This is a genomic window from Agrobacterium sp. T29 (assembly GCF_006970545.1).
Classification (GTDB): Bacteria; Pseudomonadota; Alphaproteobacteria; order Rhizobiales; family Rhizobiaceae; genus Agrobacterium; species Agrobacterium leguminum.
In genome coordinates this window covers 727,886-752,977 of the sequence record NZ_CP040641.1, presented here as the reverse complement: position 1 = coordinate 752,977, position 25,092 = coordinate 727,886, and the positions used below count along the sequence as shown (strand labels likewise).

Here is a 25,092-nt window from a genome sequence, read left to right as displayed (position 1 = left end):
GTGCGAAGCACGAGCGGAGCCTTGCTTTCAGTGGGGGAGCAGGCGGACGCGATCACGGCCAAGGCCGCAGTCATCGCCATTCGGCAAAGCCGCATTCTGTGTCTCCAGTTCTTCATTTCGCGCTCGCAGCGCATCGATCTTGGCGGAAGTGCTGCGCTCCAGGTCGAGCGCATAACGGGCTTGAGCCGCCTCGGCGCTGGCGGCTTTGGTGTTGGCGGCCTCGATCGCGGCCGTCCAACGGGCATCGCTCTCGGCTTTCGTTCTGCTGACGGCCCGTTCCACCATGCCGTTGACGGTGGCGATGGTGAGCCAGCCGAGGAAAAGGGCAGCTCCGATCAGGAGCAGCACGATGATGACAGGCCTTGCCGCCTTCGTTAGCCAGGCAGAAATCATCGTACCGTCTCCGACAGGGCAGCAGGCTGGTCGCGCGACAGGTAAGGTGGTGGCGAAGGCAGAACGGCTTCACTCTGGGCGGCCGCTTCGAAATCCTTGCTGCCGTAGTGGCGATGGACCCCGAGCACGGTTGCGATCAGCGTCAGGAGCGACGGCAGTGCAATCGTCGCCATGCCAGTAGCTTCTGAAGAGCCAGCGAGCGCCCCGGCGATGAGAAGATAAATCGCTCCCCACGAGGCCCAGAACGACCCCCAGAGATAGCGCTTGGATGTACTGTAGGTTGGCTTCATCGGCGTCATGCCTCGCTCTTCGAGACCGGTGCGCCGGTGCTCGACAGTTCGACCTTGCCAGCGATCGGCGCGTCAGCGGACTTCGGCCAGCGGACGCCACCACTCACGAGGCGGCTTTTGTCCACCCGCGTGATCGAAACGGAATTGTCCTGGTTGCCCCCGAGGACGTGATAGTGCGTCCGGTCCTCACCAACATAAAAGCCGACATGTCCGCCGCCCTTGCGCTCGAAAACGAGGATAGCGCCGCGCGCAATCCGGCTTTCGACGCCGAACTTCTTCCAGTTCAACGCCCCGAGAGGGTTGGCGGGAAGAGCCTCCTTGGGAAGAGTGGTGGCGATGAGGTTGCCGACGAACAGTCCGCACCAGGGAATGTCATCGTCGGTATAAAAGCTGGCAATCCAGCCGCCGAGCTTCTTGGCCCAGCCCATGATGGTTGCATTGGATTTGGGGCCGGCGATTTCCTTCAGTCCCATGTAGCGGCGCGCCTCGCGCATCCATACGGGTTCGGCCGGCACAGGCACCTTCTCGTAGGTAACGAGATTGCTGTTCGGGTTTTTGCTCTGCACCTTGCGGAGCGCATCAACGGTGACTTGATCTGCGCGGCCGGTGATCGGCAGATCATAAGCGCCCTGGAAGCGCTCAAGCGCCGCGATCACTTCGCGGCCATGAACGCCGTCCATGGTCCCGCCATAAGCGCCAGCAACGCGAAGGCGGGCGATCAGCCATTCGTCAAAAGTTTGGGTGGTCATGAAAGCCCCGTCATGATGGCAACTGGCGGAGATCGCGCGGGCCGATATGGGGGCAAATTAGAATTTGGGCCTGAAACAAATCAGGCCCGCCGTGGCGGGCGGGCCTTTAAAACATTTCCATCTGGCGGGGGTCTGTCTTTCGCCTGGACTTGAGCGGCTCCCGTTTTCTGGCGCGCTTCAAAAGTCTTTCAACACCGCTTTCGGTCAAACCGAGCCTTTTGGCAATATCGCGGTTGCTCATTTCGGCATCGACATAACGACGGGCGCGAAACTCGCGTGCCAGAGGCACCCTTATATATCCGCCCGGATATGCTTTGGCTAGACGGTATGCAGCATCAACGCCGATCGTCGAAGAAAGTTCGCTGCGCTCCGGATCAGACGGAACGTAAAGCCTGACGCCGGCATGCGCTTCGACCAGGGAGAAGAAACCGTCTTCGCCGAGCGTCGATAACAGATCAAGGGTGAGGTCTTCGGCCACGGGTAATCCTGTTCGAAATGATGAGCTGCTCTTCGGTCAGCGCCCGCAGGCGTGCTTCCAGCTCGATACGTCGGTGGGAAAAGCGCGGCAGCTTGGCGATCCTTTCCGCCAGTTGGTCACGCTGGTTCTGAAGAACATCGATCTCCCGCTGGTCCGGCCAGCCAAAGAGCGGCATGCCATTCAGGGGAGCGATGTTCCCGGTCATCACATTTGAGCCTTCTTCAGCCGACGAACCTGCGGCCCGAAATGGTTCATCACCGTGATCCACTCAGCATCGCTCAAATTTCTGTAGCTGATGCTTTCGGTGACGATGTGGGTCACGGCCTGCCAGAACGCGTTCGGCTCGGCTGGATGCAGGATCGCCCATTGTGCGCGGGCGATCTTGTAGCCGGGGCTTTTCTCGTAAGGCTCGCACGGCAGGCGATCGGCCCAGACAACACCGGCTCGCGCCAGCATTCCCTTCATCGCCTCGACGACGCTGACGGCGTCCTCTGGCTTGTGAACGAAGCGCATATCCGAAATGTTCGGCAATTGCCTGCCCATTGCGAAGGCTTCCAGTGCGCTGTCACGGCGATCGTCGATCACGCCGAGATTGTAACAGGCGATCCACAGCGCCCGCATCTTCGGCAGATACTTGCCGGAAAGCTTGCGCTTGCCGTCCCGGCCGTCCTGGCGAACCGGCGCGGGTCTCGCGGCACTGCCTCGCAAGCTGACGAGAACCTTTTGCCGCTCCGCCTCGGTCATTTCCGTCGTGGATGTCTTGCCGGTCAAAATGTGGAGCTTGGCGCGATAGGTGAAATCGTCCAGCCCGAGTTTCTTCTGCTCGATCTTGATGGCGGCGATGGTCTTGCTCATTTCGACATCCTCCGTGCCGCGTGCTCTGCAATGTCGGAAAGGCAGAACTCGGAAGATTTGTCTTCGCCGCCTTCCTCGGTGACGACCAGGACGAACATCTTGCCGTTTCTCGCGTGAACGAAATGGCCGTCCTTCAGAAATGCGTCGATCAGCGCCGTCAGCAACTGATCGGGTTCAAATGTTCTCGGCATCGTAGGCCTCGCTGATTTCGGTTGTGGTGAAGGTGGCTTTGAAAACCGGGATGAAGAACCGCACATAGACGAACTGGACGGACCATCCCCGGCGTTGCGCCTTCTCCCAGGTGTCGCGTTTGCGGTATTTGGATGCGACCGCCCTGGCGGCGGTCTCGCTCCATGTGTTCGGCTGAAGCTTTCCCGATGGAGAACAAAGCACGTAGCCCTTGGTGAAGGCCGCAGGGATTTGTCGCTTACTCGTCACTGGCGGACACCTCCGACAATGACGGTTTCGACAGGCGCCATGGGACGCGTGGCGGCCTGAGCGAGCGCGAGAGAAATGGCGCGATCGAGCTGGTCACGGAACATCTTGCGGTGACGGCGGTCGGATATTGAGGCCAGAACCTCTGCAATGTTGGTGGCAAGCGCACCACCAACGGCATTCAGGATTGGCACTTCGAACTGCTCGCCGGTCTCGATAATTGCCTTGTGGATCGCATCGGCGAGGATTTGCGACTGGCGGGCCTCTTCGGCCTTCGCCTTGGCGATAGGGTCATTCATGATCATCACCATGATAGCTGATCTGTTTCACGGGAGCCGGAAGCGCCAACAAGGGCGCGTCCGTCTTTCCGGAGGGGGCTTTGCGAGGCGTTTTCGCTGCCTTCTGTTCAGCCTCGATCTCATCGAGCTGATTGAGTATGCTGGCCATCTGGTAGCGATCGGCCGTCTCGATCTCGATCTTGATCGTGGACTTTCCACCCTTGGTGGCGGCGGAGAAGGATTTCAGGGTCGCGTCGGAGAAGTAGATGCTGGTCATGCCGCTTGGCCTTCGAGCATTGATACATGATGCTGCCCGCTCGCGATCCCCAGAAGCTTTGGAACAACCAAGTCCAACTCATCAACGATAAACCATCGCCATCTGAGGTGGCCCCATCCGCTGGAGAAGATTGTGGTGCCAGCCCGATATCGCCGAACGCATATCTCAGCTTTGACAATCAGCCCTTTTCGGCCGACTAGCGACCAGCGTTCCATGAGCGCGCTCGCCTGCTCCTTGCAGTCCTCGAACTTGTTCATATCGATCGCGTCGGCAAGCTCTGAATGGGCTTCAAGAATAGCGCGGACATCCGGCAAATCGGTATTGTCAACGAAATCCTGCAGCCAGTCTGGCGGGCTGTCAGGGTCACCAAGCGCTTCGATCATGTAGATGGCGGCAACTCTGGCTTCCGCATCAAAAAGATTGTCGTACAGGTGAAGCTCGCTCATGCCGCACCGCCTTTCCGGAGTTCGGCTAGGACTTCCCCGGCGTTGATGCAGATCGTATCAGCGAGCAGCGCCATAAGCTCCGGCTCTTCGCCGTCCTGTGTGAGAATGAGGGTGCGCTTACCAGCGCCGGCCATCCAGCCAAGCTCAAGGTGAGCGCTGCGACCGCAGGGCAGAACGAGAAGGCAGGTGTCAGCCCAACGCATAGCCGCGAAATCGGACATGAAGCCCTGCGCCGCACGCGGGTGCGTCAAAAGGGCGTTTCGATAGTCCTCGGCAGAGCAAGGTACAGCGAGGCCGATCTGAGACCAGGAGAAACCCGTGTTGTGTGGAGGGTTGCGGAAGTCATAGACCTCATGGCCGTTTGTCCGGAGAAGGTCGACGATTGCCGGCTGATGGGGATTGCGCCATGAGGACGCGACATAAATTCGTGCCATGGTGCTGTCCTCACGCGTCAGCAATGTTGAGGGAAATGCGGACCCACTCCGCATCGTGCGATTCCCGAAAGCTGAAATGCAGGTACTCTTTGGAGCCGATTACCCGCACGGCCGCGTTGATGGCATCCATCGCCTTCATCCAGCGCGGATCATCGCTTTCGATCTTGAACAGTTCGAAGACGGCATCCTTGCTGATCTTGCCTGCCTGATCGACATTGAAGGCACGAGTGACGAGGCCACGGATTTCAGCACGGCCGTCTTCGGTCCACTCATTCAGGCATTCGTCGATCAGCCCTTTCGCGACCTGCAACTGCGGCCCGAACTCGATCAGTTTGTTCACGCGGGTCTCGACGGACATTAGCCCGTCGATCGTGCGGTATTTCTGGTTTCCTGCCCCGGCGCGACCGCGTTTGACGAGGCCGTATTTGGCCTCAAGGTTCCGGTCGAACTCGGCGATATCGGCGCGGGTGTGCTTTTTGAAGCGGGCCAGCTCAGCCGAAAGCGGCTTGGCGAAACCGATGATCTTGCGAACCATCTGATCTTCAAGGAAGTCTTCTGCCTTCACCAGGGCAAGCGGCGTCAGGCCGCCATCCGCGTTGGTGACATAATCTTTACCGTTGACGACAGTGATGCCGGCTGCGGCCTTTTCTTCCAGAATTACAGCTTCCATGGTTATGAACCTCATAAATTAATGTGAAAGGGGGATCAGGCCGCGTCGCCACCAGACGGCGCGGAAGGTGCAGGGGAATTGGAGGGCTTGGGGCGGAACTGGACGACGTTACCGCCGTCCTCGGTGTCGGGCCGCATCAGGCCGAGAACCTCAGCCGTAACGCGGTTCATGCTGGTCAGCAGCGACAGGCGGTCTTGTGAAGCGCGCCGGTTCCACTCTGCCTGTGACCAGGCGTTTTCGAGTTTGCGGGCGAGTTCGGCGATGCGGCCGATGTGAAGGATGACGTTCACAGAGGTCACCCGGTCAAGGTTGATCGTGCCACGCTCATTGACGACGCCGTTCAAATCGCGCGCCAACTTGAGCAGATAATCGGAAACGCAGTCAGGCTTCGCCGTCATTCTTTTTTCCTCCAAAGTTCGGGCGGATGATGTTGCCTTCGGCCTTTTTCAGAAGGCCGGTGAGTTCGCCGGTTGCGAGCTGCTCGGCGGTCTTGGCGAGCAGCTTCCCGGCCTCGCTGTCGCGCAGAATGGAAAGCTCCAGCTCAAGATGGCCGGCCTGCTGTGACAGGGCGCGAAGGGTTTTCAGGACGGTCTGGGCGGATTGCGCATCCAGTTCCAGTTTTTCGTCCGGCTTCATCTTTTTGGCGTCCCCGAAGATGCTCGCGAGATAATCCAGGTGAGATTTGAGGGAAGGGTTTTCCGGCGTCATAGGCTGTCTCCCATGTCGCGGTTCTTCCAGGCGGCCTGAAGGTGCTCCAGGCGAACGCCTTCCTCGCCGTCGCCGATGGCGAGCATGGAAGCGGCCTTCATGGTGCGGTCGATCTGGCGAAGCGCCCCGGGCTTCTGGGAGAGACCTTTTAGAAAGGTTGCGCAATCGCTGCCTTCCTCTACGCCCCATGCCTTGATCAGCATTTCCGCGTCCGCAATCGGATTACGAACCGTGCGGACCTGCCGATCGAAGCGGGAAAGCACCTGCGCACGGCTGGCAACTGAACGACCCTGATCCTTAACAAAGGCGGTCGCGGTGTCCTCATTGCCGATCAGAGCGACGCCGCAATGATCATTGTCCACGAAGTGACGCAGCTGGTTGATCGCGTCCGGAACCGCGTTCTGTGCCTCATCAATGATGAGCAGCGAGCCTTCGCCAACGCGCTTCAGCTTCGCACCGAGGGCGCGGGCGAATTTTGCGGGATTATGCTCGTGCACCTCCAAAGCGGCACACAACTCGACGAGCATGCCGTGAACCGTCTTGGTGCTCGGGCTAAGCGTCGCCTTAAAGACATGTGGCCGAGTGGCGGCAAAGTGCTCCACAGCGGCGGTTTTGCCAGAGCCTGCGGGCAGGGTGACGCGGACGAAACCGGACGTTACCTGGGCAAACAGAAGAGCGTTGTAAACGTCCATGCCGACCGTCGTGCGCTGGAAAGGCGGTGACACGGGCATGATAGCGGCCATGTTCTGGCTGGCATCGATAGCATCGAGCCAGTTGGCCAACTGCTGATTTACGTTCGCCAGGACGCCGAGGTACTTTCCGCTAAACCAAGGGGAAAACGTGCCGTCCGGAACGCCCGAGCGGCGGGACACTTCGGCTTTCGTCCAACCGTAAGTGACGGCGACATCAACGGTGCGCGCCGTCAGCTTGCGCCATTCGGCAACGTCGGAAGCCGGATGCTTGGCGGTAAACTCGATCGTCGGTTGAGACTGTTCCCAGACGGTATTTGTGCTGGTCGTCTTTTTCATATAAAGGTTCCTTTGTTCAATTGTGGGGCGGCCTTTGGGTCGCTCATTTTTTTTCGCCCTGTTGGACTGGAACCGTACTCAGTACTTTTCGGCTCTTCTCTTGCGGGCAGGCTTGCCGCCTGCCTCGGTATTCCCCGTGGGGAATTGGATGATTGCGCTTTCCCCGCCCGCCACTCGGGCGAGGCCACGCGCAAAACTGTCTTCGAAATGATCGACGCTGACCGCCTCGACCGGGGCATGTGCAAGGTTGCCGGTAACAAGGCGCGTGACGACCGGACGAACCGGCGTCTGCGGACGCTTCGCAGCCTCGGCCTTGCGGCCCTTTTCCATGATCTCGCCAAGCTGCATCGGGGAGAGCGCCGCATTGCTCTTGGCCACCGCCTGAAGGTTCTTGACGTGCGTTTTGCGTGCCTTCTCCTGGCGACGGGCAGCGCCCGTATCGGCAAAGCCGGTTTTAGCCAGGCAGTTGGCGTCACAAAGGAAGCGGCCTTCCGGGTCGTAGACCTTGACCGGCTTGTGCAGGTCGGCTGGATCGAACCGAACCGTCAGCTTCTTGCTGATCCACTCGTTAAGCACGGGGTGCCAGTAGCGGTTACCGTGCATGTGGATCGCGCCGTCCGGCTTGCGGGCCGTTATGGCGACTGCCGAGAGCATCCAGAGCGAACGCTGGGCCATGCTGGCATAACGGACGATCGTGGACGGCTCGGCGATCGACGCGTCAAACGTCTGCGCAAAACTGCGGCCGTGGGCGGTTTCCGTTGTACGGTTCAGCCGGTGATTATGCTCGTCAACGCACTGCGCAACGTGGCGCTGGAGCGTTTCGAGCGGCACGGCGCTATTGCCGTAGTTTTCCGGCTTCGCGTCCGGCCGGTTGCCCGTATAGCAACCGGACATAGACGGATGCTTGGAAATTTCCTCGGCGAGATCGCGCCAGGCGCGTTCGATCGGTTTGGACTGACCGGAACGCGGCTTCACGAAATGCGGCTCGATGTCGAGCGTCTTCAAAAGGCCGGCAACATCGTCCTCATTGACCTTGAAGCGGTGACGGGTCTTTGCGCCGCCCGAGATCATCTTGCCCGCGAAGGCACGGCCGTTATCCATATAGATGTGCTCGGGGAGGATGCCGTCATGGTTCTCGATCATCGAACCGATGCAGGTGCGGACGGCCTCCCACGTTTCGGCTTCGGAGAGCGTCCACGAAAGAACCTTGCGCGAATAGACATCCTGAATACCGATCAGGATCACGCGCACTGGCGTCTCCGACCACGGTGCCCGCACAAACAGGTCGAGCTGGTGACCGTCGGTGTTGACGATCTTCATCGCGTGCAGATGTGCCACGGTGCGCTTCTGAGGAGGGAAAAGCTGTTTCGCTTTATCTTTGCCTTCGCGAGCGATGATCTGCGCGGCCTTCGGCACTTCCGCATCCAGGCGGCGGCGCAAGGAACGCTCCGAAGGGATCGGCGACAGGTTCTGGTCACGGGCAACCATCATCATGCGACGGTAGCAGGCGCTAAAGGATGGACGTTCCGGCCGCAGGAAGTCGGATTTCAGGATTTTCCACGCCTCGGGGTGGCAGGGAGTGACTTCGGCGGCTTCGCCGCTGGCGCTTCCCGAGAAAGATGGGGCGAGGGCGGCAAGCCAGTCCTGGCGGGAATGGCCTTCAACCATCTTGCGCCACTCGTAATAGGTCGCGGGCACGATATCGGCCCTGCGGGTGACGTGGGCGACGGCATGTTTCATGCTGATGCCCGAGGTCCGCAGTTCCTCGACTTCCGTCAGGACGGCGAAGCGGGTCTTGCAGATAGCCTTGTGGGCGTCTGAAAGGGCCTCAAAACGGTCCCAAAGCATCTTCGAAAGTTTCGTCGGGCGCGGATCGGTCGGCTCCGCATTGAGAAATGCGAGCTTCGCCTGCGCAACCGAAGGCAGGAAGGAATAATGGTATTCAAACCCGCCGCCTTGTCCGGCCTTCGGGCGGGCTTTCACGGTGGAACGCACGCCAGAGCGAGCGATAAACAACTCAAGCCCTTGGCGCGTGCTCGGAATACCCGGCAAAGCTGCCTGGGCCAATTCGGCGGATGTGAACCATTCTTTCTTCATTTGCGCACCCGACGAATGTGCACTGGCGTCGCCTGAAGAACTTTCAGTTCCTTGGCGAGCTTCCTCTGCTCCTGGCGAATGCGGGACATTTCCGCGAGGCGGGCTTCATCACCTTCGAGCAGCAACAGGCCGTCATCGGAAACAACGACATCCCAAAGCCAGAATGCGTTGGTGGCGCGAACGAACGCCTTGAAGCGCGGCATGCTGATGTCGTGGGCGGTCTTGCTTTCGGCGGTGTAGCTGTCGAGAGCGGACTTCGAGACTTTGTCCAGGCCGAGATAGTAAGCCATGCGTGCCGCGATCGTGTCGCGGTCATACTGGCATTCACGGATGGCACGGGCCATTTCGCGTTTCAGGGTCGAACGGAAGCGGTCGATATCGAGACGTTCCGACGCAGAGCGCACCGGGAAAACAGTCTCCTTGAAAAAGTCCATCTGGTTGGGATCGCGTTTCGTGCTCATGCAGCCTCCTCGCGGATCGCAGCCATGAGGGCATCCGGCGCGTCAGACATGCCGATGTGCTCAAGGAAGCTATCGCGGGTTTCCTCGCTCGCCTCGTCCCAGGCGGCGATCAGTTTGGTGAGGATGATTGATTGAGAAGGAGTGGGCGGCGGGGTGACCAGAGCGGGGGGCTTGGTGAAGGCAAGAACCTTCTTCACGTCCGGCTCGTGCTTCAGCGCTGCCGCGACCTTCACCTGATCTTCACGGGGAAGTTTCGCCAGCGTCAAAAGCTGCGACTGATCGTTTTCCGCCGAGGTGCCACGCACGGCCTGTCTCAGCACCGGATCGAGATTTTTCCCGATGCTGGTCACCTTCTCATAGGTGCTTTGACCGAAGCCGAAGCGCTCTTTTACGCGTTCGGAAAGCTCCCGCCCGCCGGAGAAGATAATTCCGTAATCGTTACGGTTTTTCTCCGAAGGACGGCCGGGCTTGATCTCGCCATGCTTCTCTTCCCAAAGTTCGCGGTACTTCATGACGAAGATGGCGCGATCAAGCGGGTTCAACTCATTGCGATAGAGGTTCTCGGAGATTTCGAGCAGCTGCGCCTCAACGGCATCAGCCTTGACGACGATGGCGTCAATCTCCTTCCAGCCAAGCAGCGTTGCAGCGGTGATGCGGTAGCCGCCCGCGACCAGCGTGAAAGGAGTTCCCTTTTTTGCAGGCGTCTTGCGGATCATGATCGGGCTGATCTGCCCGTGTTCAGACATCGAAGCGGCAATAGCCTCGGCATAATCCATATCGATCGGGCGGAGCCGCTCGCCGACAAAGATGCTTGATAGGGTGGCGCGGATGAACTCAGCCATGGGAGGCTTCCTGTCCGGCCGAGGCCTCGTAGAGCATTTCCATAAAGGTGTCTTTGGCGCGGGCGGCGATACGCTCGTAAGCCTTGTCAAAGAGCGGTTCGAAGCGCCGTGCCTCAACGACGCGGACAGCCTGCATCACAGTCCAGCGGGCAACGCCCAGGAGCACGACCAAGCGGCGGCGCGGAACATCGAAATCGACGTGAAGCACGTAGATCGCCATCTGCCGTGCGAGCTTCGCATCGAACATTTCGGCAGGCGGGTTGATGATGTGGCGGAGTGGAAGGTGGTTGAAATGCGAACGGCTGGCGCGATAGCTGGCCGCTACCATTGCCTGCAAACGTTCTTCATCGGAATAAGGATTTACCATCGAAACCTCGGAGTTCGTCGCTCGGCGACGGCATTGCGGCAGTTCGATGCCGGGGCGGTGGGGCTGGGTGTTGAGGCCGCCCCGGCATCTGGCGTCGCTCCCTGGGGGTAACAGAGCGACGGTTCGGGAAATCAGCGGGATTTGTTGGCGTCGGAGCGCGCAAGCAGGCGGCAAAGCTCGGGCTGCATGTCCATGGTGAGGCAACCGACAAGCTTATCGTCGATATCTGCATCGCCTTCGCCAAGCAGCAGGTCGACGAGTTTGTTTCCAGCCGTCATATGAACATCGGCGTCCATGACTGTCGCGTCAGCTTCTGCCGTCAAAAGCTCTGTCAAAGCCTGCTGCACGACTGTGTCGTCGAGCGTGATCGATTCCGGGCTGTAACCGGCCGACAGCTTCGCTTCGTTGAGGGCATGGGCTGCAACGACAATGGCGCGGGCATTCCGCAGTCGCTCGGCATCCACAGTTTCAAGATCGACGACACAGGCCATGGAAAGAGGCTTTTCTGTCGCCTGGGGCAGAGGCTTGGTGACCGTGGTTGGAGCGGGGCTGAAAACGAGAACGTCGGACGGATGCGGGCGGTCGATCAGGCCGTTTTTGACGCGTTCATGCCAGTGGGCGAACTCGTCAAATGTCGGACCCTCTACATTGCGCTTTTTCACAGCGTTTCCGAAGAAGTGGTAGGCCTCTCTGGTGGACTGCCCACGCTCGACGATGTTGTCGAAGGTGGTAATCACAAGGTCTTTCACCCGCGACGGGACACGGTCGAAGAAGGGCACGGCGACGTGATTGCGAACTGCTACGCTCATAGAGCTGCTCCATAGTGTTTGAGGATGGTGATGAGTGCGGCCGAAACGCCCGCGAACGCAGGACTAAAAATCAGCAGGGTTTCGGCCCACCGGCACACTCGGGAGCGGGCCGGAATGAAAATCGGGCTGTCGAAATTGGCATGCGGTTTCGTCATTGTGGGGTGTCTGCTGATCGGCGATTGTCGGGGTGTGGAGCGGTCGAGAGATTGGGTCTGACAGCCGGGGCGAACGAACGCCTTGCACTCGTGCGGTAGGCTAGAGCAGCAATCCCGAACCGTTCCACGCTTCATGCTGCGGCTTGCTCCGCTTCGGCGGCACGGCGGCCGTTCCGGTAATTCTCCGAAGGCTGCGGGCTGAGCCTGCGACCATCGGGCATGTAACGGGAGAACCAGAGAAGGTGCGGCCGGGTTTTCAGGGCCGCAGCGATGGCACGTTCACCGGCCGCGTGCGGCTCATGAACGGCATTGCCGGCTGTGCCGGTGGGCAGGCAATATTTCTTGTCGATCTCGGCAAGCGTAATTTTGGCTATGATGAGCTTGCCTTTAATCCGGGCAATTTCTTCCAGCCGAAGGCGTTCGGCACGGCTCATCTTGCCGCCGTCAGAGACACGGTGCATAAAGGATTCCTTCCAGAAGGGAGGCCCTGACCGGCCTCCTTTTTTGGGGTTATTAATTCTGCGAACACAGAAAGGATTAAGGTAAAATCCGGGATTTGTAAACCCGGCTTTTGCATTAATGCGAAGAATTTGGCGCGACCAGAAACCATCAAGACCCCGCTCGGCCAACGATTGCGGGATATCCGGAAAGCTTTGGGCGATCAGCCGCGTGAAGTATTCGCCAAGAGCCTTGGCATTTCCGAGAAAACGCTCGGCAATTACGAGCGGGGCGACAACGAGCCGGACGCCTCGGTACTGCTGGCCTATAAGGAGGTTTACGGCGTCGATGTATCGTGGCTTCTCACGGGCGACGGGCCGATGTTTAGTGAATCGGCGATGTCAGTGCCTGGAGCTGACCTCGTGGAAATTCCGCTCTATGATGTTCAGGCTGCTGCGGGTTCTGGCCTTATTCCGAAAGAGGATGGGCAACATAACTCAGTTGCCTTCAGCCGCGCGTTCCTTCGGAGCATCGGGGCAAAACCCGAAAGTTGCATTATGCTTGAGGCTAAAGGCGAAAGCATGCTGCCGACTATCCCAGATGGGGCATTCATGATCGTCGATCAAAGCAAGAGCGACATCGTCGATGATCAGGTTTTTGTTTTTCGCGTCGGACCCGGAATTAAGGTGAAGCGGGCAAACTGGCGCATGGACGGCTCGTTAGAACTGCGTTCCGATAACGAACAGAATGGCTATCCCAAGGAAGTCATCGACGAGGATGTGGCAGACGATCTTTCCGTCATCGGCCAGGTGCTCTCTCTTCTTCGTCGAGCATAAATTAGGAATCACTCAAAGGTGGCATTGACTCATTTTGCAATGAGAACAAAATAGGAACATTAGTAACGCCGAAGATGAGGTAAAGGGTATGGCGCTAGCTGATAAGTTCGTTGTTGTTCCATTCGCGGAGCGGAGACCTGAGATGGTGAATGTGGATTGGAAGCTTGCGCCGAAAAACGCCCGGTGGTGGGCCGTCGATGCCAACGGTGAAGCGCACTGGTTTTGTGAGCCGGACATCGCGGCATTTACTGACTTCTGGTTTTCAGAGCCGATCGGCGCACCTTCCTTCGGCTTCGACGGCGACTGGAGATCGAGCTTAACAGAGCGTCCGTCACGGTTTGGCCTGGTGCGCTAACGCAAAAAGCCGCGTTGCATCTTCTCGCAACGCGGCTTTCTCTTATTGTCTTTGATTTCATTGTAAAAAATCAGGATTTTTCGAACTTGCAAGACAGTTGCATGTTCAATTTAGCTTCGGGGCCGTCATTCGTGCTTGTTTGTGAGATATCCGCGCGAGGCCGCCGAATTCTTAAAGGCCGGTTTTCTGGGCTTTAAGGGGTCTTAAAAGACCGATAGGGTGGTTTTTGAGGAGTTGTTGAGGGACGCTCGAATTTTGGCCGTTTCTGCCACGACGGATCGCAGATCGCGCCGCCAGTCTGTCAAACTTGTTTTTGATTGGCGCTCGCATGCACGCTTGAAAGCCCCTGATTTATAAGGCTTTCTCGCCAGTTCCCGGATATTATCGGATATTCCTAGAGATTCCAGTAAGTGGTGACAAAGTACATTCATTGATTTTCCGAGCCGGAGAAACAATGGATCCGATGGTGCCTGCCGGTAAGTTATGCCCAAAAAAAGGGAAACCCGCTTACTGCCAAAACGCAGCCAGCGGGCCTCAACCTTTACCCCCTCCCACAAGGGCGGCTGCACAAAAGCACATTGAATGAATTATGGCAAGATCAAGGCGACCATATTGTTGCGGTTGATGGCCCTGTTCGCCAGTTTAGTGGCGGATGGCAGAGCGTGACCTGTTCCGTGTGCCGTTCGTAAGGGGAGCGATAGGACACGATATTTTCGGTGCAGCGCATTTCCGCGGAATTGGAATAGGTATTTTCGATCCGCTGCGGTCGATAATGTGCTTTGTGCGGTGAAACCCGTTCCTCACGATAAACCGTCATATCGGCGGCAGGCGATATGCCGGGTATCGACAAGGTCGCGACTGCGGCAATCAAGAGAATTCTTCCAGGATGTGCGGACATGGCTCTTCCCCGCGTTGAACAACGCAGGAGAACGTGCTGCGCACATAAGCTGTTCCAGGGACATCGGCAAAAAAATGCCCGCTCATCGCGGGCAATCAGAGGGGAACTGAGGTTAGGAGCCTCGGGTCTGAAACGGACATCTTCGGCATAAGTTCCGCTTGCGGAATAATTTCCGTCGCGCCTTGCCGACAAAGGGGCTGCGCAGGCCGAGTTTCAAGCCGCACGACACGGAACGATGCGACACGCGCAAACGGCGATAATTTTATGATGATTCTATCTTTAGGGAAATTTGGAGCGGGCGAAGGGATTTGAACCCTCGACCCCAACCTTGGCAAGGTTGTGCTCTACCCCTGAGCTACACCCGCTCAAATCCACCGGTCCGGGGTAGTTCGCTGAACCGTGGGCCGCCAAGCGGCGACGGGCGCTATATCGCTCAATCGATTTTGGAATGCAACAGGGAAATGACAAAAACGCGAAAATTTCTTTGAGAAATGCGACAAGCGGCGGAAATGATTGAGAATTTTTCATCCCGCTGTTTTTTCCTGCGTTGCCAAGCGTCGGTTGCCCGCTTAATCAGGAAACAAGGATAGTGGAATCGGCAGAGGCAGGCGGCAGGATATGGCGGAAAATTCCCAGAAGACGGCAACGGAGCTGTTCGAGTTTCTCGACGGACTCGGCATTTCCCACACCACGAAGCAGCATGAACCGGTGTTTACCGTCGCCGAATCCCAGTCGCTGCGCGACCTCATTCCCGGCGGCCATACAAAGAACCTCTTTGTAAAGGACAAGAAGGATCAGTATTTCGTTCTGACCGTTGAGGAAAATGCGGTCGTCGATCTGAAAAGCGTTCACAAGACCATCGGTGCGGCAAGCCGCGTGTCCTTTGGCAGACCTGAAAAGATGCTTGAATATCTGGGCGTCGCGCCGGGCTCGGTGACGGTGTTCGGAGCCATCAACGACACCGACAGGCAGGTCACCTTCGTGCTCGACAGCGGGCTTCTGGAAAACGAGCTGGTCAATGGCCATCCGCTTTCCAACGACCAGACGACAACGATCGCGTCCACGGATCTCATTCGCTTTCTCGAGGCAACCGGACATGCGCCGCTTGTCTTGAAAGTCACCGAGTGAGATACGATCTTTGCTTCAAATAAGACATATGACAGAGGTTACGGGAGACCGGCATGAGCGGCGAAAATAATCCTTACGGCGGTTCCTATAGCGGGCAGATGACCGCAAGCGCCCATCATAATGGCGAGCTGAACGGTGCGGCCTCCGGCCACATCAAGGACACCACGACGGCGGGTTTCTCCAGGGACGTTCTTGAGGAATCGCGCCGCCAGCCGGTTCTGGTGGATTTCTGGGCGCCCTGGTGTGGTCCGTGCAAGCAGCTGACGCCGGTGCTCGAGAAGGTCATCAACGAGGCGAATGGCCGCGTGAAGCTCGTGAAGCTGAATATTGACGACCACCCGTCGATCCCCGGCCAGCTCGGCATCCAGTCCATTCCGGCAATCGTCGCCTTTGCCGACGGCCGGCCGGTGGATGGCTTCATGGGTGCCGTGCCGGAAAGCCAGATCAAGCAGTTCATTGAGAAGATCGCCGGGCCTGACGCGGGCGATCCCAAGGCCGAGATCGAGGCTGTTCTGACGGAAGCGAAGCAGCTTCTGGCGGATGGCGATTTCAACGGCGCGGCGCAGCTTTTCGGCGCCGTCATGCAGGCCGATCCGGAAAATCCGGCAGCCATTGCCGGTATCGCCGAATGCATGATCGCCGCCGGTCAATATGAGCGGGCAAGCGAACTGCTCTCTTCGCTGCCCGCGGAACTCAACGAGGATGCGGGTATTCAGCTCGTTTCGAAAAAGATCGCGCAATATGAGGAAGCCCGTAAAATCGGCGACCCCGTGGCGCTGGAGCGCGAGCTTGCGCTCGATCCCGATCGTCACGAGGCGCGGGTGAAGCTTGCCAAGGTGCTGAATGCTCAAGGGCGGCGCGATGAGGCTGCGGACCATCTGCTTTACGTCATGCGCAAGGACCGGACCTTCGACGATGACGGCGCGCGCCGCCAGCTTCTGGAGTTTTTCGAGGCCTGGGGCTTCAAGGATCCGGCAACCGTTGCCGGCCGCAGGAAGCTTTCGGCGATACTGTTTTCGTAATGCGGGCATATCCCGGCCGTGGCGGTTGATCCGCCGGCCGGGCAGCAGTGAACAGGGGGCTTGATTCCCATGCATGTCGGAAATGCGAGATATGTGAAGAACGACGATCTGCCGGAAACCGTGCCGGTCTTTCCATTGCCGGGCGCGCTGCTTCTACCGGAAGGCCATCTTCCACTTAATATTTTCGAGCCTCGATATCTCGCCATGATCGACTGGGCGTTGGCCGGCCATCGCATCATCGGCATGGTGCAGCCCGCCCTGCATGTCATCGAGGCGGGGCTTGAGGGCGGTCCGCTGAGCGCGGTCGGCTGCCTCGGCCGCATCACGTCCTTTTCCGAAACCGGCGATGGCCGTTATATCATTTCGCTCACCGGCGTGTGCCGCTTCCGCCTGCTGGAAGAGGTGGAGGCGGGCAAACCCTATCGCAGCTTCCGGCATGCGCCCTTCATCGCCGATCTTTCCGGCGAATATGACGAGGATGCGGTGGACCGCGAAAACCTGCTCCGGGTATTCCGCTCGTTTCTGGATGCCAACCAGCTGGAAGCGGATTGGGAAAGCGTGGAAAGGGCGGGCAACCGCGTTCTCGTCAATTCGCTTTCCATGATGTCCCCCTTCGGACCGGCTGAAAAACAGGCGCTGCTGGAAGCGCCGGACCTGAAGACGCGGGCCGAAACATTGATCGCCATCACCGAGATCGTTCTCGCCCAGGGATCGGGCGAGGGCGGAAACGTGCTGCAATAGGATCGCCGCCATGGACGACAGGATGAGCAATGTCGATCCCAAGCTGCTGGAGCTTCTGGTCTGCCCTTTGACGAAAGGGCGCCTTGCCTATGACCGCGCCCGCAATGAACTCATCTCAGAAAGCGCGAGGCTCGCTTATCCGATCCGCGACGGCGTGCCGATCATGCTGATTTCCGAAGCGCGCAAAATAGAAGACTGAGCTTCCCGCTTACCCGCCTTCACACATTGCGTGTCGCGAATTGACGAAGATGCGTTGACAACCATGCGTGGATTTGACCAGAGTCCCGCCCGACATGTCTGTTGCGGGGAGAAAACTGATGTCGTTGCGCGCGCTCGTCCGGATTTCGCTGGTTGCGGTCTCAACCGCCCTGTTTTTTCCGCCAGCCATGGCGGCGGAACCCTCCCGCAAGGTCGTTACGACCCAAAATGGCGATTATTTCGGCTTCGATCTCAGGACGGAGCAAAATGTCTCGCTGGAGCAATGCGGCGAGATTTGCGTCGGCGATACCGCCTGCAAGGCCTTTACCTACAATCCCAAGGTGAAATGGTGCTTCCTCAAATCGGATTTCAATCAGCTGAACGCCTTCCCCGGCGCGGTTGCCGGCAAGATCGTGGAAGTGGCCGCGGAGGCCGATATCGGCGCGCCGCAGCGCCTGTCCTTCGTGACCGACAGCCTGCAGCAGGAAGCACGCCGGCTGAAATCCGGCCTTGCGGCGAATGAGGGTGAGGGCGAACAGGGCCTGGAAGCTCTCGTGCAGACGGCGCGCCAGCAGGCCGCCGCCGGCAATATTCCCGATGCGGTCACGACCTATAAACAGGCCCTTGCGATCACACCCGACGATGGCGCGCTCTGGGCGGAATTGTCGGAAAAGGCCGCGCAGGTCACCGATAATTATTCGATAGCGGGACAAGCCGCTTCCGCCGCCATCAATGCCTATCAGCTGAGCCGCACGGTCAGCGCCCGCACCGAGGCCCTGAACCGGCTGGCGAAGGCGTTTGAAAGAACCCAGAATTATCGCGCGGCACTCAATGCCTATAAGGAAAGCCTCGCGCTTGCCGACAATGCACAGACCAAAGCGGCCTATGCCGATCTGCGCACCCGGCAGGGTTTCCGCGTCATCAACAATACCGTGGATACGGATAGCGTCAGCCCGCGCGCCTGCGTGCAGTTTTCCGAGCCGCTGGTGAAGAACGGCGTCGATTACTCCTCGTTCATCACGCTGGATGGGGCAGCCCCCAAGGCCATCGAGGCGAAGGGCAGCGAGATTTGCGTGGAAGGCCTGACCCATGGCCAGCGTTACAAGATCGCGTTTCGCGCCGGCCTGCCGTCTTCGGTGGAAGAGCCTCTGGAAAAGCAGGTCGATCTCGATATCTATGTGCGTGACCGCGCCGCCAGCGTGCGCTTCACCGGCGAGAATTTCGTGCTGCCGGGCACGGCGCGCCGCGGCATTCCAATCGTCTCTGTCAATGCCGACAAGGCCGACCTGAAGCTTTATCGCGTCGGCGACCGCAACATCACCTCGCTTCTTTCAAACTCGCAGTTTCTGACGCAGATGGACGGCTACAATGCCGACCGTATCGAAAACGAAATTGGCGAGCTTGTCTGGCAGGGCTCGATCGATATCCAGCCCGATCTCAACAAGGATGTGGTGACGAGCTTCCCGGTGGATGAGGCCCTGCCGGAGCGCAAGCCCGGCATCTATGTGCTGACCGCCGTACCGCCGGGCACCGCGCCGGAAACCTGGGATTCGCGCGCCACGCAATGGTTCCTGGTCTCCGATACCGGCATCACCACTTATGCCGGAACCGATGGTCTGAATGTTTTTGTCCGTGCACTTGGCAGCGCCAAGCCGCTGGCAGATGTGGATTTGCAGCTGCTCGCCAAGAATAATGAGGTGCTGGGCACCGCGAAGACGGATGCGGACGGCCGCGCGGTGTTCTCGGCCGGCCTGATGCGCGGTACGGCGGCGCAGGCGCCTGCGATCCTGACGGCGCGCAACGGCGACAAGGACTACGTCTTCCTCGACATGACCCGCGCCGGCTTCGATCTTTCGGATCGCGGCGTGACGGGCCGGGCAGCCCCCGGCGCCATCGACGTGTTCAGCTGGACGGAACGCGGCATCTATCGCGCCGGCGAGACCGTGCATGCCGCAGCCCTTGCCCGCGATGTCGACGGCAAGGCAATCGAGGATCTGCCGCTCACCTTCATCTTCTCGCGCCCGGATGGTGTAGAGGACCGGCGTTTCGTCAGCGACGGCAAGGCGCTGGGCGGCCATGCGGTCGATCTGCCGTTGCAGGCAAATGCGATGCGCGGCACCTGGACATTGCGCATCCATACCGATCCGAAAACGCCTGCGATCAGCGAAAAGAGCTTCCTCGTCGATGATTTCGTGCCTGACCGCACCGAGTTCGATCTTTCCAGCAAGGCAAAACAGATCGACCCTGGCGCGGAAACGGCAATCGATGTCAATGGCCGCTATCTCTATGGCGCGCCCGCTGCCGGTCTGACGCTGGAAGGCGAGGTCGCCATCAAACCGACGCGCACCAGCGCCGATTTCGAAGGTTATTTCTTCGGTCTGGCCGATGAGGAGAGCGAAGAGGAAAACCGCACCACGCTTGCCGATCTGCCGGCGCTGGATGAAGAGGGTAAGGCGAGCTTCAATGTCGATCTGACCGACCTGCCGTCCACCACGCAGCTTCTTTCCGCCAACATCACCGTGCGCATGCGCGAGGCCGGCGGCCGCGCCGTGGAGCGCTCGCTGACGCTGCCCATCAAGGCGGAAGCCTCTGTCATTGGCATCAAGCCGCAGTTTTCGGGCGATCTCGCCCAGAATTCCGTTGGTCGTTTCCACATCATCGGTGTCAGCGCCGAAGGTGCCAAACAGGCGATGAATGGCCTGGCCTGGAAACTCATCAAGGTCGAGCGGAACTATCAGTGGTATCGTCAGGGCAATTCCTGGCGTTACGAACCGGTGGAATATACCAAGCAGCAGGAAGCCGGTACGCTTTCGGTCGATGCCAATGGCGGCGAGATTTCCGTGCCCGTCACCTGGGGCCGCTATCGGCTGGAAGTGGAGGGCGCCGGTAATGGCGCGCCTGTTTCCAGCGTTGAGTTCGATGCCGGTTTTTATGTCGAGGCAAGCTCGACGGAAACGCCGGATGCGCTGGAAATCGCTCTCGACAAACAGAGCTACAAGATCGGCGATACGGCCAAACTCAAGGTTTCCTCGCGTTTTGCCGGCGAGTTGATGGTGACTTCGGGTTCGGAAAAGCTGATTGCCGTGCAGAATGCCGAGATCGGCGAGGATGGCGGCGAGATCGACATTCCCGTCACCGAGGAATGGGGTGCGGGCGCTTATGTGACGGCCACGCTGTTCCGTCCCGGCGATGCGCAGGAAAGCCGTATGCCGATGCGCGCCATCGGCATCAAATGGCTCGCCGTCGATCCGGCCGAGCGCAAACTTGCCGTCACGCTCGGTGCGCCGCAGAAAACGCTGCCGCGCCAGCCGCTTGAAATTCCGATCACCGTTGCCGGTGCCGACGTGGGCGAAAAGGCCTATGCCATCGTTGCGGCCGTCGATGTCGGCATATTGAACCTTACCCGCTATGAGCCGCCGAAGCCGGATGAATGGTATTTCGGCCAGCGCCGGCTGGGGCTGGAAATCCGCGACCTCTATGGCCGCCTGATCGACGGTTCGCTCGGCGCCACCGGCCGGCTGCGCACCGGCGGCGACGGCGGGCAGGCAGCCCTTCAGGGCAGCCCGCCCACGGAAAAGCTCGTGGCCTTCTTTGCCGGTCCGGTCGAACTCGACGCAGACGGCAAGGCGACGGTCAGCTTCGATATTCCGCAGTTCAACGGCACGGCCCGCATCATGGCGGTGGCCTGGACGAAGACAGGCGTGGGACATGCCGTCTCCGATGCCATCATTCGCGATCCTGTCGTCGTCACGGCCAGCGCGCCGAAATTCCTCGCCCCCGGCGATGTCTCGCAATTGCGGCTCGATATCGCCAATACGGATGGCGAGGCCGGCGACTATCGGCTGGATGTGACCAGCAATACCGCGTTGACGGTCGATCAGGGTGAGATGTCGCAAACTCTCGCGCTTCAGAAAGGCGGCAAGTCTTCGCTGACGGTCCCGCTGACGGGCGAACAGCCCGGCAATGGCGCGATCACCATCAAGGTTTCCAATGCCGCCGGTCTTTCACTGGAGCAGGTTCTGAACGTTCCCGTACGTCCGGCCGTTCTGCCGGTGACGACGCGGCGCGAAATCAAGATCGCGCCCAATAGCAGCCTGACGATCAACGGCGATCTTCTGGCCGACAGCATGCTTCTGGGCTCGTCCGTCGCGGTCAATGTCACGCGCTCGCCGGCTTTCGATATTCCGGCGCTGGTGATGATGCTGGACAAATATCCCTACGGCTGCGCCGAACAGACGACGAGCCGCGCTTTGCCGCTGCTTTACGTTTCGGAACTGACGAAGGATAGCGGCCTTGCAGAAGACCCCGACACCCGCCGGCGGGTGCAGGAGGCGATCTACCGCGTGCTGTCCTTCCAGTCGAGTTCCGGCAGCTTCGGCCTCTGGTCGCCGGGTTACGGCGATCTGTGGCTCGATGCCTATATCAGCGACTTCCTGACCCGCGCCCGCGAGCAGAATTACGATGTTCCCGAAGCCGCCATGGTGCAGGCGCTGAACAACCTGCAAAACGGTCTTTCCTATGACAGCAATGTCAAGGATCGCGGCAACGAGATCGCCTATTCGCTTTATGTGCTGGCGCGCAACCGCAAGGCGGCGATCAACGATCTGCGTTATTATGCGGATACGGCGCTTGCCGATTTCCCGACACCGCTCGCCAAGGCGCAGGTTGCCGCCGCCCTTTCGCTTTATGGCGATCAGGCCCGTTCGAAGGCCGTATTCGGCGCTTCGCTCGACATGGCAAGCCGCACCACCAATGTCAGCTTCTCGCGCTCGGATTATGGCTCCGCCCTGCGTGATGGCGCGGCGACGCTGGCGCTTGCGGCGGAAAGCCGGCCGGTTCCGGCCGTCGTGCCGCAGCTTGCCGGTGCGGTGGCCAAGGAATGGGAAAAGAAGCCCTATACCAGCACCCAGGAACAGGCATGGATGCTGCTTGCCGCCCGCGCCGTGAAAGGCGAGGACAAGGATATCCGTCTCGATGTGAACGGCGATCTGCAGACCGGCGGCTTCGGCAAGCGGATGAGCGGCGACGAATTGCTGGCCGCACCCTTGAAGATCGCCAATGCCTCGGCCGATCCGGTCACGGCCGTCGTCACCACGGTGGCGCCGCCGGCGCAGCCGCTTGCCGCCGGCGGCGAAGGCTTCACCATCACCCGCACCTATTATTCCATGGATGGCGAGGAGGTGAACCCGAGCGAGGTGGTCCAGAACGAGCGTTATGTCGTGGTGCTGAATGTGGTGCCGCAGAATAACTGGCAGTCGCGCATTCTGGTGACGGACCTGCTGCCCTCCGGTTTCGAAATCGACAATCCGAGCCTCGTCAATTCGGCTGAGCTTTCGAATTTCGACTGGCTGCCGGAAACGGAAGCGGCGCATACGGAATTCCGCTACGACCGTTTCGTGGCGGCCTTCGACCGCTCGGCCGGCGACAGTTCGGAAATTGCGCTGGCCTATGTGGTCCGTGCCGTCACCCCCGGCACCTACGATCATCCGGCAGCTTCGGTTGAGGATATGTACCGGCCGCAATTTGCCGCCCGAACGGCAACCGGCCGCATGGAGGTGCGCTCGGCAAACCCATGAGGCGGAAGAAGGCGATCATTGTCGGCATCATGACGGCCGCGTTGCTTATGGGAGGCGCGGCCTTCGGTCTCGATGCGCTGGACAAGGCCTATCCGCCGCCGCTGGACGCTGCGCAGCAACGATCCTTCGAGGTTCTGGATCGTGACGGCAAGCTTTTGCGCGCTTTTGCGACACCCGATGGCCGCTGGCGGCTGAAAACCACGGCCGCCGAAGTCGACCCACAGTTCCTGCGCATGTTGGTGGCCTATGAAGACCAGCGTTTCTATGAGCATCACGGCGTCGATCCCTGGGCGCTTTTGCGCTCCGCCTGGCAATTGGCCAGCAACGGCCGGATCGTTTCCGGCGCATCGACGCTTTCCATGCAGGTGGCGCGGCTGATCGAGCCGCGCGCCGACCGCTCGTTTTCGGCGAAATTCCTGCAGGCCGCGCGTGCGCTCCAGATCGAAAGACGGCTCAGCAAGGCGGAAATCCTCGATCTCTATCTGAATATCGCGCCCTATGGCGGCAATCTCGAAGGCATTCGCGCCGCAAGCCTCGCCTGGTTCGGCAAGGAACCGGGCCGGCTCGATACGGCGGAGGCGGCCCTTTTGGTGGCGTTGCCGCAATTGCCGGAAAAGCGACGCCCGGATCGTTTTCCGGAGGCGGCGAAGCAGGCGCGGGAGCGGGTGCTGCAACGGCTTGCCGTGGAACGCGTGATGGGTGAGGGGGAGGCGGAACGGTCGGCTCTTGCGAATGTGCCCGCCAACCGGCGGGACCTGCCGGCCTATGCGCCGCATATGGCCGTCGCCGCACGGGTGAAATTCCCGAATACTGCCGAGGTGCGCTCCACGCTGAAGCTGCCGATCCAGCGGGAGCTGGAGGGTGTCGCCCGCCACGCGGCGGAAAAGCTCGGCGACAGGGTCTCCGTCGCCATCGTCATGGCCGATGCGCAGAGCGGCGATATTCTGGCGGAAGTGGGCTCGGCGGATTATCTCGATACGGCAAGACGCGGTTTCGTGGAGATGAGCCGGGCCGTTCGCTCGCCGGGCTCCACCCTCAAGCCATTCATCTACGGCCTTGCCTTCGAAGACGGCCTTGTCGGGCAGGAAACCATCATCGAGGATCGTCCGGCCGACTTTTCCGGTTACAGGCCGCGCAATTTCGACATGCACTATCAGGGCGATGTCAGCATCCGGCAGGCGCTGCAACTGTCGCTCAACGTGCCTGCCGTCAAGCTGCTCGATGCGGTCAGCCCCTCGGCGCTGATGGTGCGGTTCCGGCGGGTGGGTGTCAAACTCGTGCTTCCCGCCAATGAAGCGCCCGGGCTTGCCATCGCCCTTGGTGGTGCGGGTGTTTCGCTGGTCGATCTGGTGCAGCTCTATGCAGGGCTTGCCGGCGGCGGCGATCCCGTGCGGCTTGGAGACGGCGTCCGCTCGGACCCGGAACGGCTGGAGGGCGACCGGTTATTCTCCGATGCCGCGATCTGGAACATCTCCGACATCCTCTCCGGCGTGCTGCCGCCGCTCGGCATGAAACAGCGCGGCATCGCCTACAAGACCGGCACCAGCTATGGCTATCGCGATGCCTGGTCGGTGGGGTATGACGGGCGGCATGTGGTCGGCGTCTGGGTCGGCCGGGCCGACAACGGCGCGGTGCCGGGCATTGCCGGTTATGCGACGGCCGCCCCGATCCTGTTCGAGGCTTTCGAAAAATCCGGCGTGGCGATCACGCCGATGCCGGCCGCACCTTCCGGTGTCGCGCGGATCGCGGTCAATGACCTCCCCGCCAACCAGCGGCGGTTCACCACGACGGCCAGCGGCCTGCTTTCTGCTTCAAGACGTGAAAGTGCCCCGCGCATCGTTTACCCGCCGGAAGGCGCGCGCGTGGAGCTTTCCGGCCAGTCGGGTATCTCGCCGCTGGTACTGAAGCTGCAGGGCGGGCGCGCACCTTTCCGCTGGCTCGCCAATGGTTTGCCTCTGCCGAACGCGTCCCATCGCCGCAACAGCGAATGGCGGCCGGAAGGCCAGGGATTTTCCACACTCACGGTGATCGACGCCGATGGCCGCGCCTCGAGCGTGCGGGTTTTCGTCGAGTAAATTTTGCGGCCTGACGGTGCCCGCTTTCATCCGGTCTTCTTCAAAAGGAACAT

30 protein-coding genes and 1 tRNA gene are annotated in these 25,092 nt (G+C 60.0%); 8 read left to right on the top strand and 23 right to left on the bottom strand.

All coding sequences use genetic code 11. The features are described from left to right. Window positions 1-27 precede the first annotated feature (27 nt). From FGF54_RS18460 to FGF54_RS18360, 22 genes are all read right to left on the bottom strand, one after another. Entirely contained in the window at window positions 28-393 is a 366-nt protein-coding gene (locus FGF54_RS18460) for a hypothetical protein (RefSeq protein ID WP_142780697.1), read from the bottom strand. After that, on the bottom strand, window positions 390-566 hold the full coding sequence (locus FGF54_RS27320; protein ID WP_168208184.1) for a hypothetical protein: 177 nt from the start codon (window positions 564-566) through the stop codon (window positions 390-392). Before FGF54_RS27320 ends, FGF54_RS18460 begins: the two co-directional genes overlap by 4 nt. Window positions 567-688: 122 nt before the next feature. Continuing rightward, complete coding sequence (locus FGF54_RS18455; protein WP_142780696.1) at window positions 689-1,432, bottom strand: TIGR02594 family protein; 744 nt, start codon at window positions 1,430-1,432, stop codon at window positions 689-691. Window positions 1,433-1,538: 106 nt separating this feature from the next. Then, window positions 1,539-1,910 carry a sigma factor-like helix-turn-helix DNA-binding protein gene (locus tag FGF54_RS18450; RefSeq protein ID WP_035261583.1) on the bottom strand — a complete coding sequence of 124 codons (372 nt, stop codon included), beginning with the start codon at window positions 1,908-1,910 and terminating at the stop codon, window positions 1,539-1,541. Then, the gene (locus tag FGF54_RS18445; protein ID WP_142780695.1) at window positions 1,888-2,115 is read right to left on the bottom strand and encodes a hypothetical protein; all 228 of its coding nucleotides are present in this window, start codon (window positions 2,113-2,115) and stop codon (window positions 1,888-1,890) included. Before FGF54_RS18445 ends, FGF54_RS18450 begins: the two co-directional genes overlap by 23 nt. Then, window positions 2,115-2,765: a regulatory protein GemA gene (locus FGF54_RS18440; RefSeq protein ID WP_142780694.1), complete on the bottom strand. Its 651-nt coding sequence runs from the start codon at window positions 2,763-2,765 to the stop codon at window positions 2,115-2,117. The genes FGF54_RS18445 and FGF54_RS18440 overlap by 1 nt, the downstream gene beginning before the upstream one ends. After that, window positions 2,762-2,956, bottom strand: a complete 195-nt coding sequence (locus FGF54_RS18435; RefSeq protein ID WP_142780693.1) for a hypothetical protein — start codon at window positions 2,954-2,956, stop codon at window positions 2,762-2,764. The genes FGF54_RS18440 and FGF54_RS18435 overlap by 4 nt, the downstream gene beginning before the upstream one ends. Continuing rightward, window positions 2,940-3,203: a hypothetical protein gene (locus FGF54_RS18430; protein WP_142780692.1), complete on the bottom strand. Its 264-nt coding sequence runs from the start codon at window positions 3,201-3,203 to the stop codon at window positions 2,940-2,942. The genes FGF54_RS18435 and FGF54_RS18430 overlap by 17 nt, the downstream gene beginning before the upstream one ends. Further along, window positions 3,200-3,499: a hypothetical protein gene (locus FGF54_RS18425; protein ID WP_246666997.1), complete on the bottom strand. Its 300-nt coding sequence runs from the start codon at window positions 3,497-3,499 to the stop codon at window positions 3,200-3,202. Before FGF54_RS18425 ends, FGF54_RS18430 begins: the two co-directional genes overlap by 4 nt. Beyond that, complete coding sequence (locus tag FGF54_RS18420) at window positions 3,492-3,755, bottom strand: hypothetical protein (RefSeq protein ID WP_142780691.1); 264 nt, start codon at window positions 3,753-3,755, stop codon at window positions 3,492-3,494. Before FGF54_RS18420 ends, FGF54_RS18425 begins: the two co-directional genes overlap by 8 nt. Further along, window positions 3,752-4,201, bottom strand: coding sequence for a hypothetical protein (locus tag FGF54_RS18415; protein WP_142780690.1), 450 nt, complete (start codon window positions 4,199-4,201; stop codon window positions 3,752-3,754). Before FGF54_RS18415 ends, FGF54_RS18420 begins: the two co-directional genes overlap by 4 nt. Beyond that, window positions 4,198-4,635, bottom strand: coding sequence for a hypothetical protein (locus FGF54_RS18410; protein WP_142780689.1), 438 nt, complete (start codon window positions 4,633-4,635; stop codon window positions 4,198-4,200). Before FGF54_RS18410 ends, FGF54_RS18415 begins: the two co-directional genes overlap by 4 nt. 10 nt (window positions 4,636-4,645) lie before the next feature. After that, the gene (locus FGF54_RS18405; protein ID WP_142780688.1) at window positions 4,646-5,305 is read right to left on the bottom strand and encodes a DUF3164 family protein; all 660 of its coding nucleotides are present in this window, start codon (window positions 5,303-5,305) and stop codon (window positions 4,646-4,648) included. 35 nt (window positions 5,306-5,340) lie between these two features. Next, window positions 5,341-5,703, bottom strand: coding sequence for a hypothetical protein (locus FGF54_RS18400; protein ID WP_142780687.1), 363 nt, complete (start codon window positions 5,701-5,703; stop codon window positions 5,341-5,343). Beyond that, window positions 5,687-6,013, bottom strand: coding sequence for a hypothetical protein (locus FGF54_RS18395; protein WP_142780686.1), 327 nt, complete (start codon window positions 6,011-6,013; stop codon window positions 5,687-5,689). Before FGF54_RS18395 ends, FGF54_RS18400 begins: the two co-directional genes overlap by 17 nt. After that, window positions 6,010-7,041 carry an AAA family ATPase gene (locus tag FGF54_RS18390; RefSeq protein ID WP_065656426.1) on the bottom strand — a complete coding sequence of 344 codons (1,032 nt, stop codon included), beginning with the start codon at window positions 7,039-7,041 and terminating at the stop codon, window positions 6,010-6,012. Before FGF54_RS18390 ends, FGF54_RS18395 begins: the two co-directional genes overlap by 4 nt. Before the next feature lie 78 nt (window positions 7,042-7,119). Further along, window positions 7,120-9,138, bottom strand: coding sequence for a transposase domain-containing protein (locus FGF54_RS18385; protein WP_142780685.1), 2,019 nt, complete (start codon window positions 9,136-9,138; stop codon window positions 7,120-7,122). Continuing rightward, complete coding sequence (locus FGF54_RS18380) at window positions 9,135-9,599, bottom strand: hypothetical protein (RefSeq protein WP_080819450.1); 465 nt, start codon at window positions 9,597-9,599, stop codon at window positions 9,135-9,137. The genes FGF54_RS18385 and FGF54_RS18380 overlap by 4 nt, the downstream gene beginning before the upstream one ends. Further along, window positions 9,596-10,441 carry a ParB N-terminal domain-containing protein gene (locus FGF54_RS18375; protein WP_142780684.1) on the bottom strand — a complete coding sequence of 282 codons (846 nt, stop codon included), beginning with the start codon at window positions 10,439-10,441 and terminating at the stop codon, window positions 9,596-9,598. The genes FGF54_RS18380 and FGF54_RS18375 overlap by 4 nt, the downstream gene beginning before the upstream one ends. After that, the gene (locus tag FGF54_RS18370; protein ID WP_142780683.1) at window positions 10,434-10,808 is read right to left on the bottom strand and encodes a hypothetical protein; all 375 of its coding nucleotides are present in this window, start codon (window positions 10,806-10,808) and stop codon (window positions 10,434-10,436) included. Before FGF54_RS18370 ends, FGF54_RS18375 begins: the two co-directional genes overlap by 8 nt. Window positions 10,809-10,939: 131 nt before the next feature. Beyond that, the gene (locus FGF54_RS18365) at window positions 10,940-11,617 is read right to left on the bottom strand and encodes a hypothetical protein (RefSeq protein ID WP_142780682.1); all 678 of its coding nucleotides are present in this window, start codon (window positions 11,615-11,617) and stop codon (window positions 10,940-10,942) included. 286 nt (window positions 11,618-11,903) lie between these two features. Continuing rightward, window positions 11,904-12,401, bottom strand: coding sequence for a helix-turn-helix domain-containing protein (locus FGF54_RS18360; protein ID WP_246666996.1), 498 nt, complete (start codon window positions 12,399-12,401; stop codon window positions 11,904-11,906). Between FGF54_RS18360 and FGF54_RS27575 the strand changes: the two genes are divergently transcribed. After that, window positions 12,363-13,046: an XRE family transcriptional regulator gene (locus FGF54_RS27575; protein ID WP_371733975.1), complete on the top strand. Its 684-nt coding sequence runs from the start codon at window positions 12,363-12,365 to the stop codon at window positions 13,044-13,046. The genes FGF54_RS18360 and FGF54_RS27575 overlap by 39 nt on opposite strands. 142 nt (window positions 13,047-13,188) lie before the next feature. Continuing rightward, the gene (locus tag FGF54_RS18350) at window positions 13,189-13,401 is read left to right on the top strand and encodes a hypothetical protein (protein ID WP_035261701.1); all 213 of its coding nucleotides are present in this window, start codon (window positions 13,189-13,191) and stop codon (window positions 13,399-13,401) included. Window positions 13,402-14,589: 1,188 nt separating this feature from the next. Here the strand turns inward: FGF54_RS18350 and FGF54_RS18345 are convergent. Continuing rightward, window positions 14,590-14,664, bottom strand: a tRNA-Gly gene (locus FGF54_RS18345). Between the two features lie 253 nt (window positions 14,665-14,917). Here FGF54_RS18345 and FGF54_RS18340 point away from each other — a divergent pair. From FGF54_RS18340 to pbpC, 6 genes are all read left to right on the top strand, one after another. Then, the gene (locus tag FGF54_RS18340) at window positions 14,918-15,427 is read left to right on the top strand and encodes a prolyl-tRNA synthetase associated domain-containing protein (protein ID WP_142780680.1); all 510 of its coding nucleotides are present in this window, start codon (window positions 14,918-14,920) and stop codon (window positions 15,425-15,427) included. Between the two features lie 53 nt (window positions 15,428-15,480). After that, a complete protein-coding gene (gene trxA, locus FGF54_RS18335; RefSeq protein ID WP_035261692.1) occupies window positions 15,481-16,449 on the top strand; it encodes a thioredoxin in 969 nt (322 codons plus the stop codon). A gap of 69 nt (window positions 16,450-16,518) precedes the next feature. Next, window positions 16,519-17,190 carry an LON peptidase substrate-binding domain-containing protein gene (locus FGF54_RS18330; RefSeq protein ID WP_003523264.1) on the top strand — a complete coding sequence of 224 codons (672 nt, stop codon included), beginning with the start codon at window positions 16,519-16,521 and terminating at the stop codon, window positions 17,188-17,190. A 10-nt stretch (window positions 17,191-17,200) separates the two neighbouring features. Beyond that, complete coding sequence (locus FGF54_RS18325; RefSeq protein ID WP_003523265.1) at window positions 17,201-17,389, top strand: Trm112 family protein; 189 nt, start codon at window positions 17,201-17,203, stop codon at window positions 17,387-17,389. Between the two features lie 118 nt (window positions 17,390-17,507). Then, on the top strand, window positions 17,508-22,964 hold the full coding sequence (locus tag FGF54_RS18320) for an alpha-2-macroglobulin family protein (RefSeq protein WP_142780679.1): 5,457 nt from the start codon (window positions 17,508-17,510) through the stop codon (window positions 22,962-22,964). After that, window positions 22,961-25,039 carry a penicillin-binding protein 1C gene (pbpC, locus tag FGF54_RS18315; protein ID WP_168208183.1) on the top strand — a complete coding sequence of 693 codons (2,079 nt, stop codon included), beginning with the start codon at window positions 22,961-22,963 and terminating at the stop codon, window positions 25,037-25,039. Before FGF54_RS18320 ends, pbpC begins: the two co-directional genes overlap by 4 nt. The last annotated feature ends 53 nt before the right edge of the window (window positions 25,040-25,092 follow it).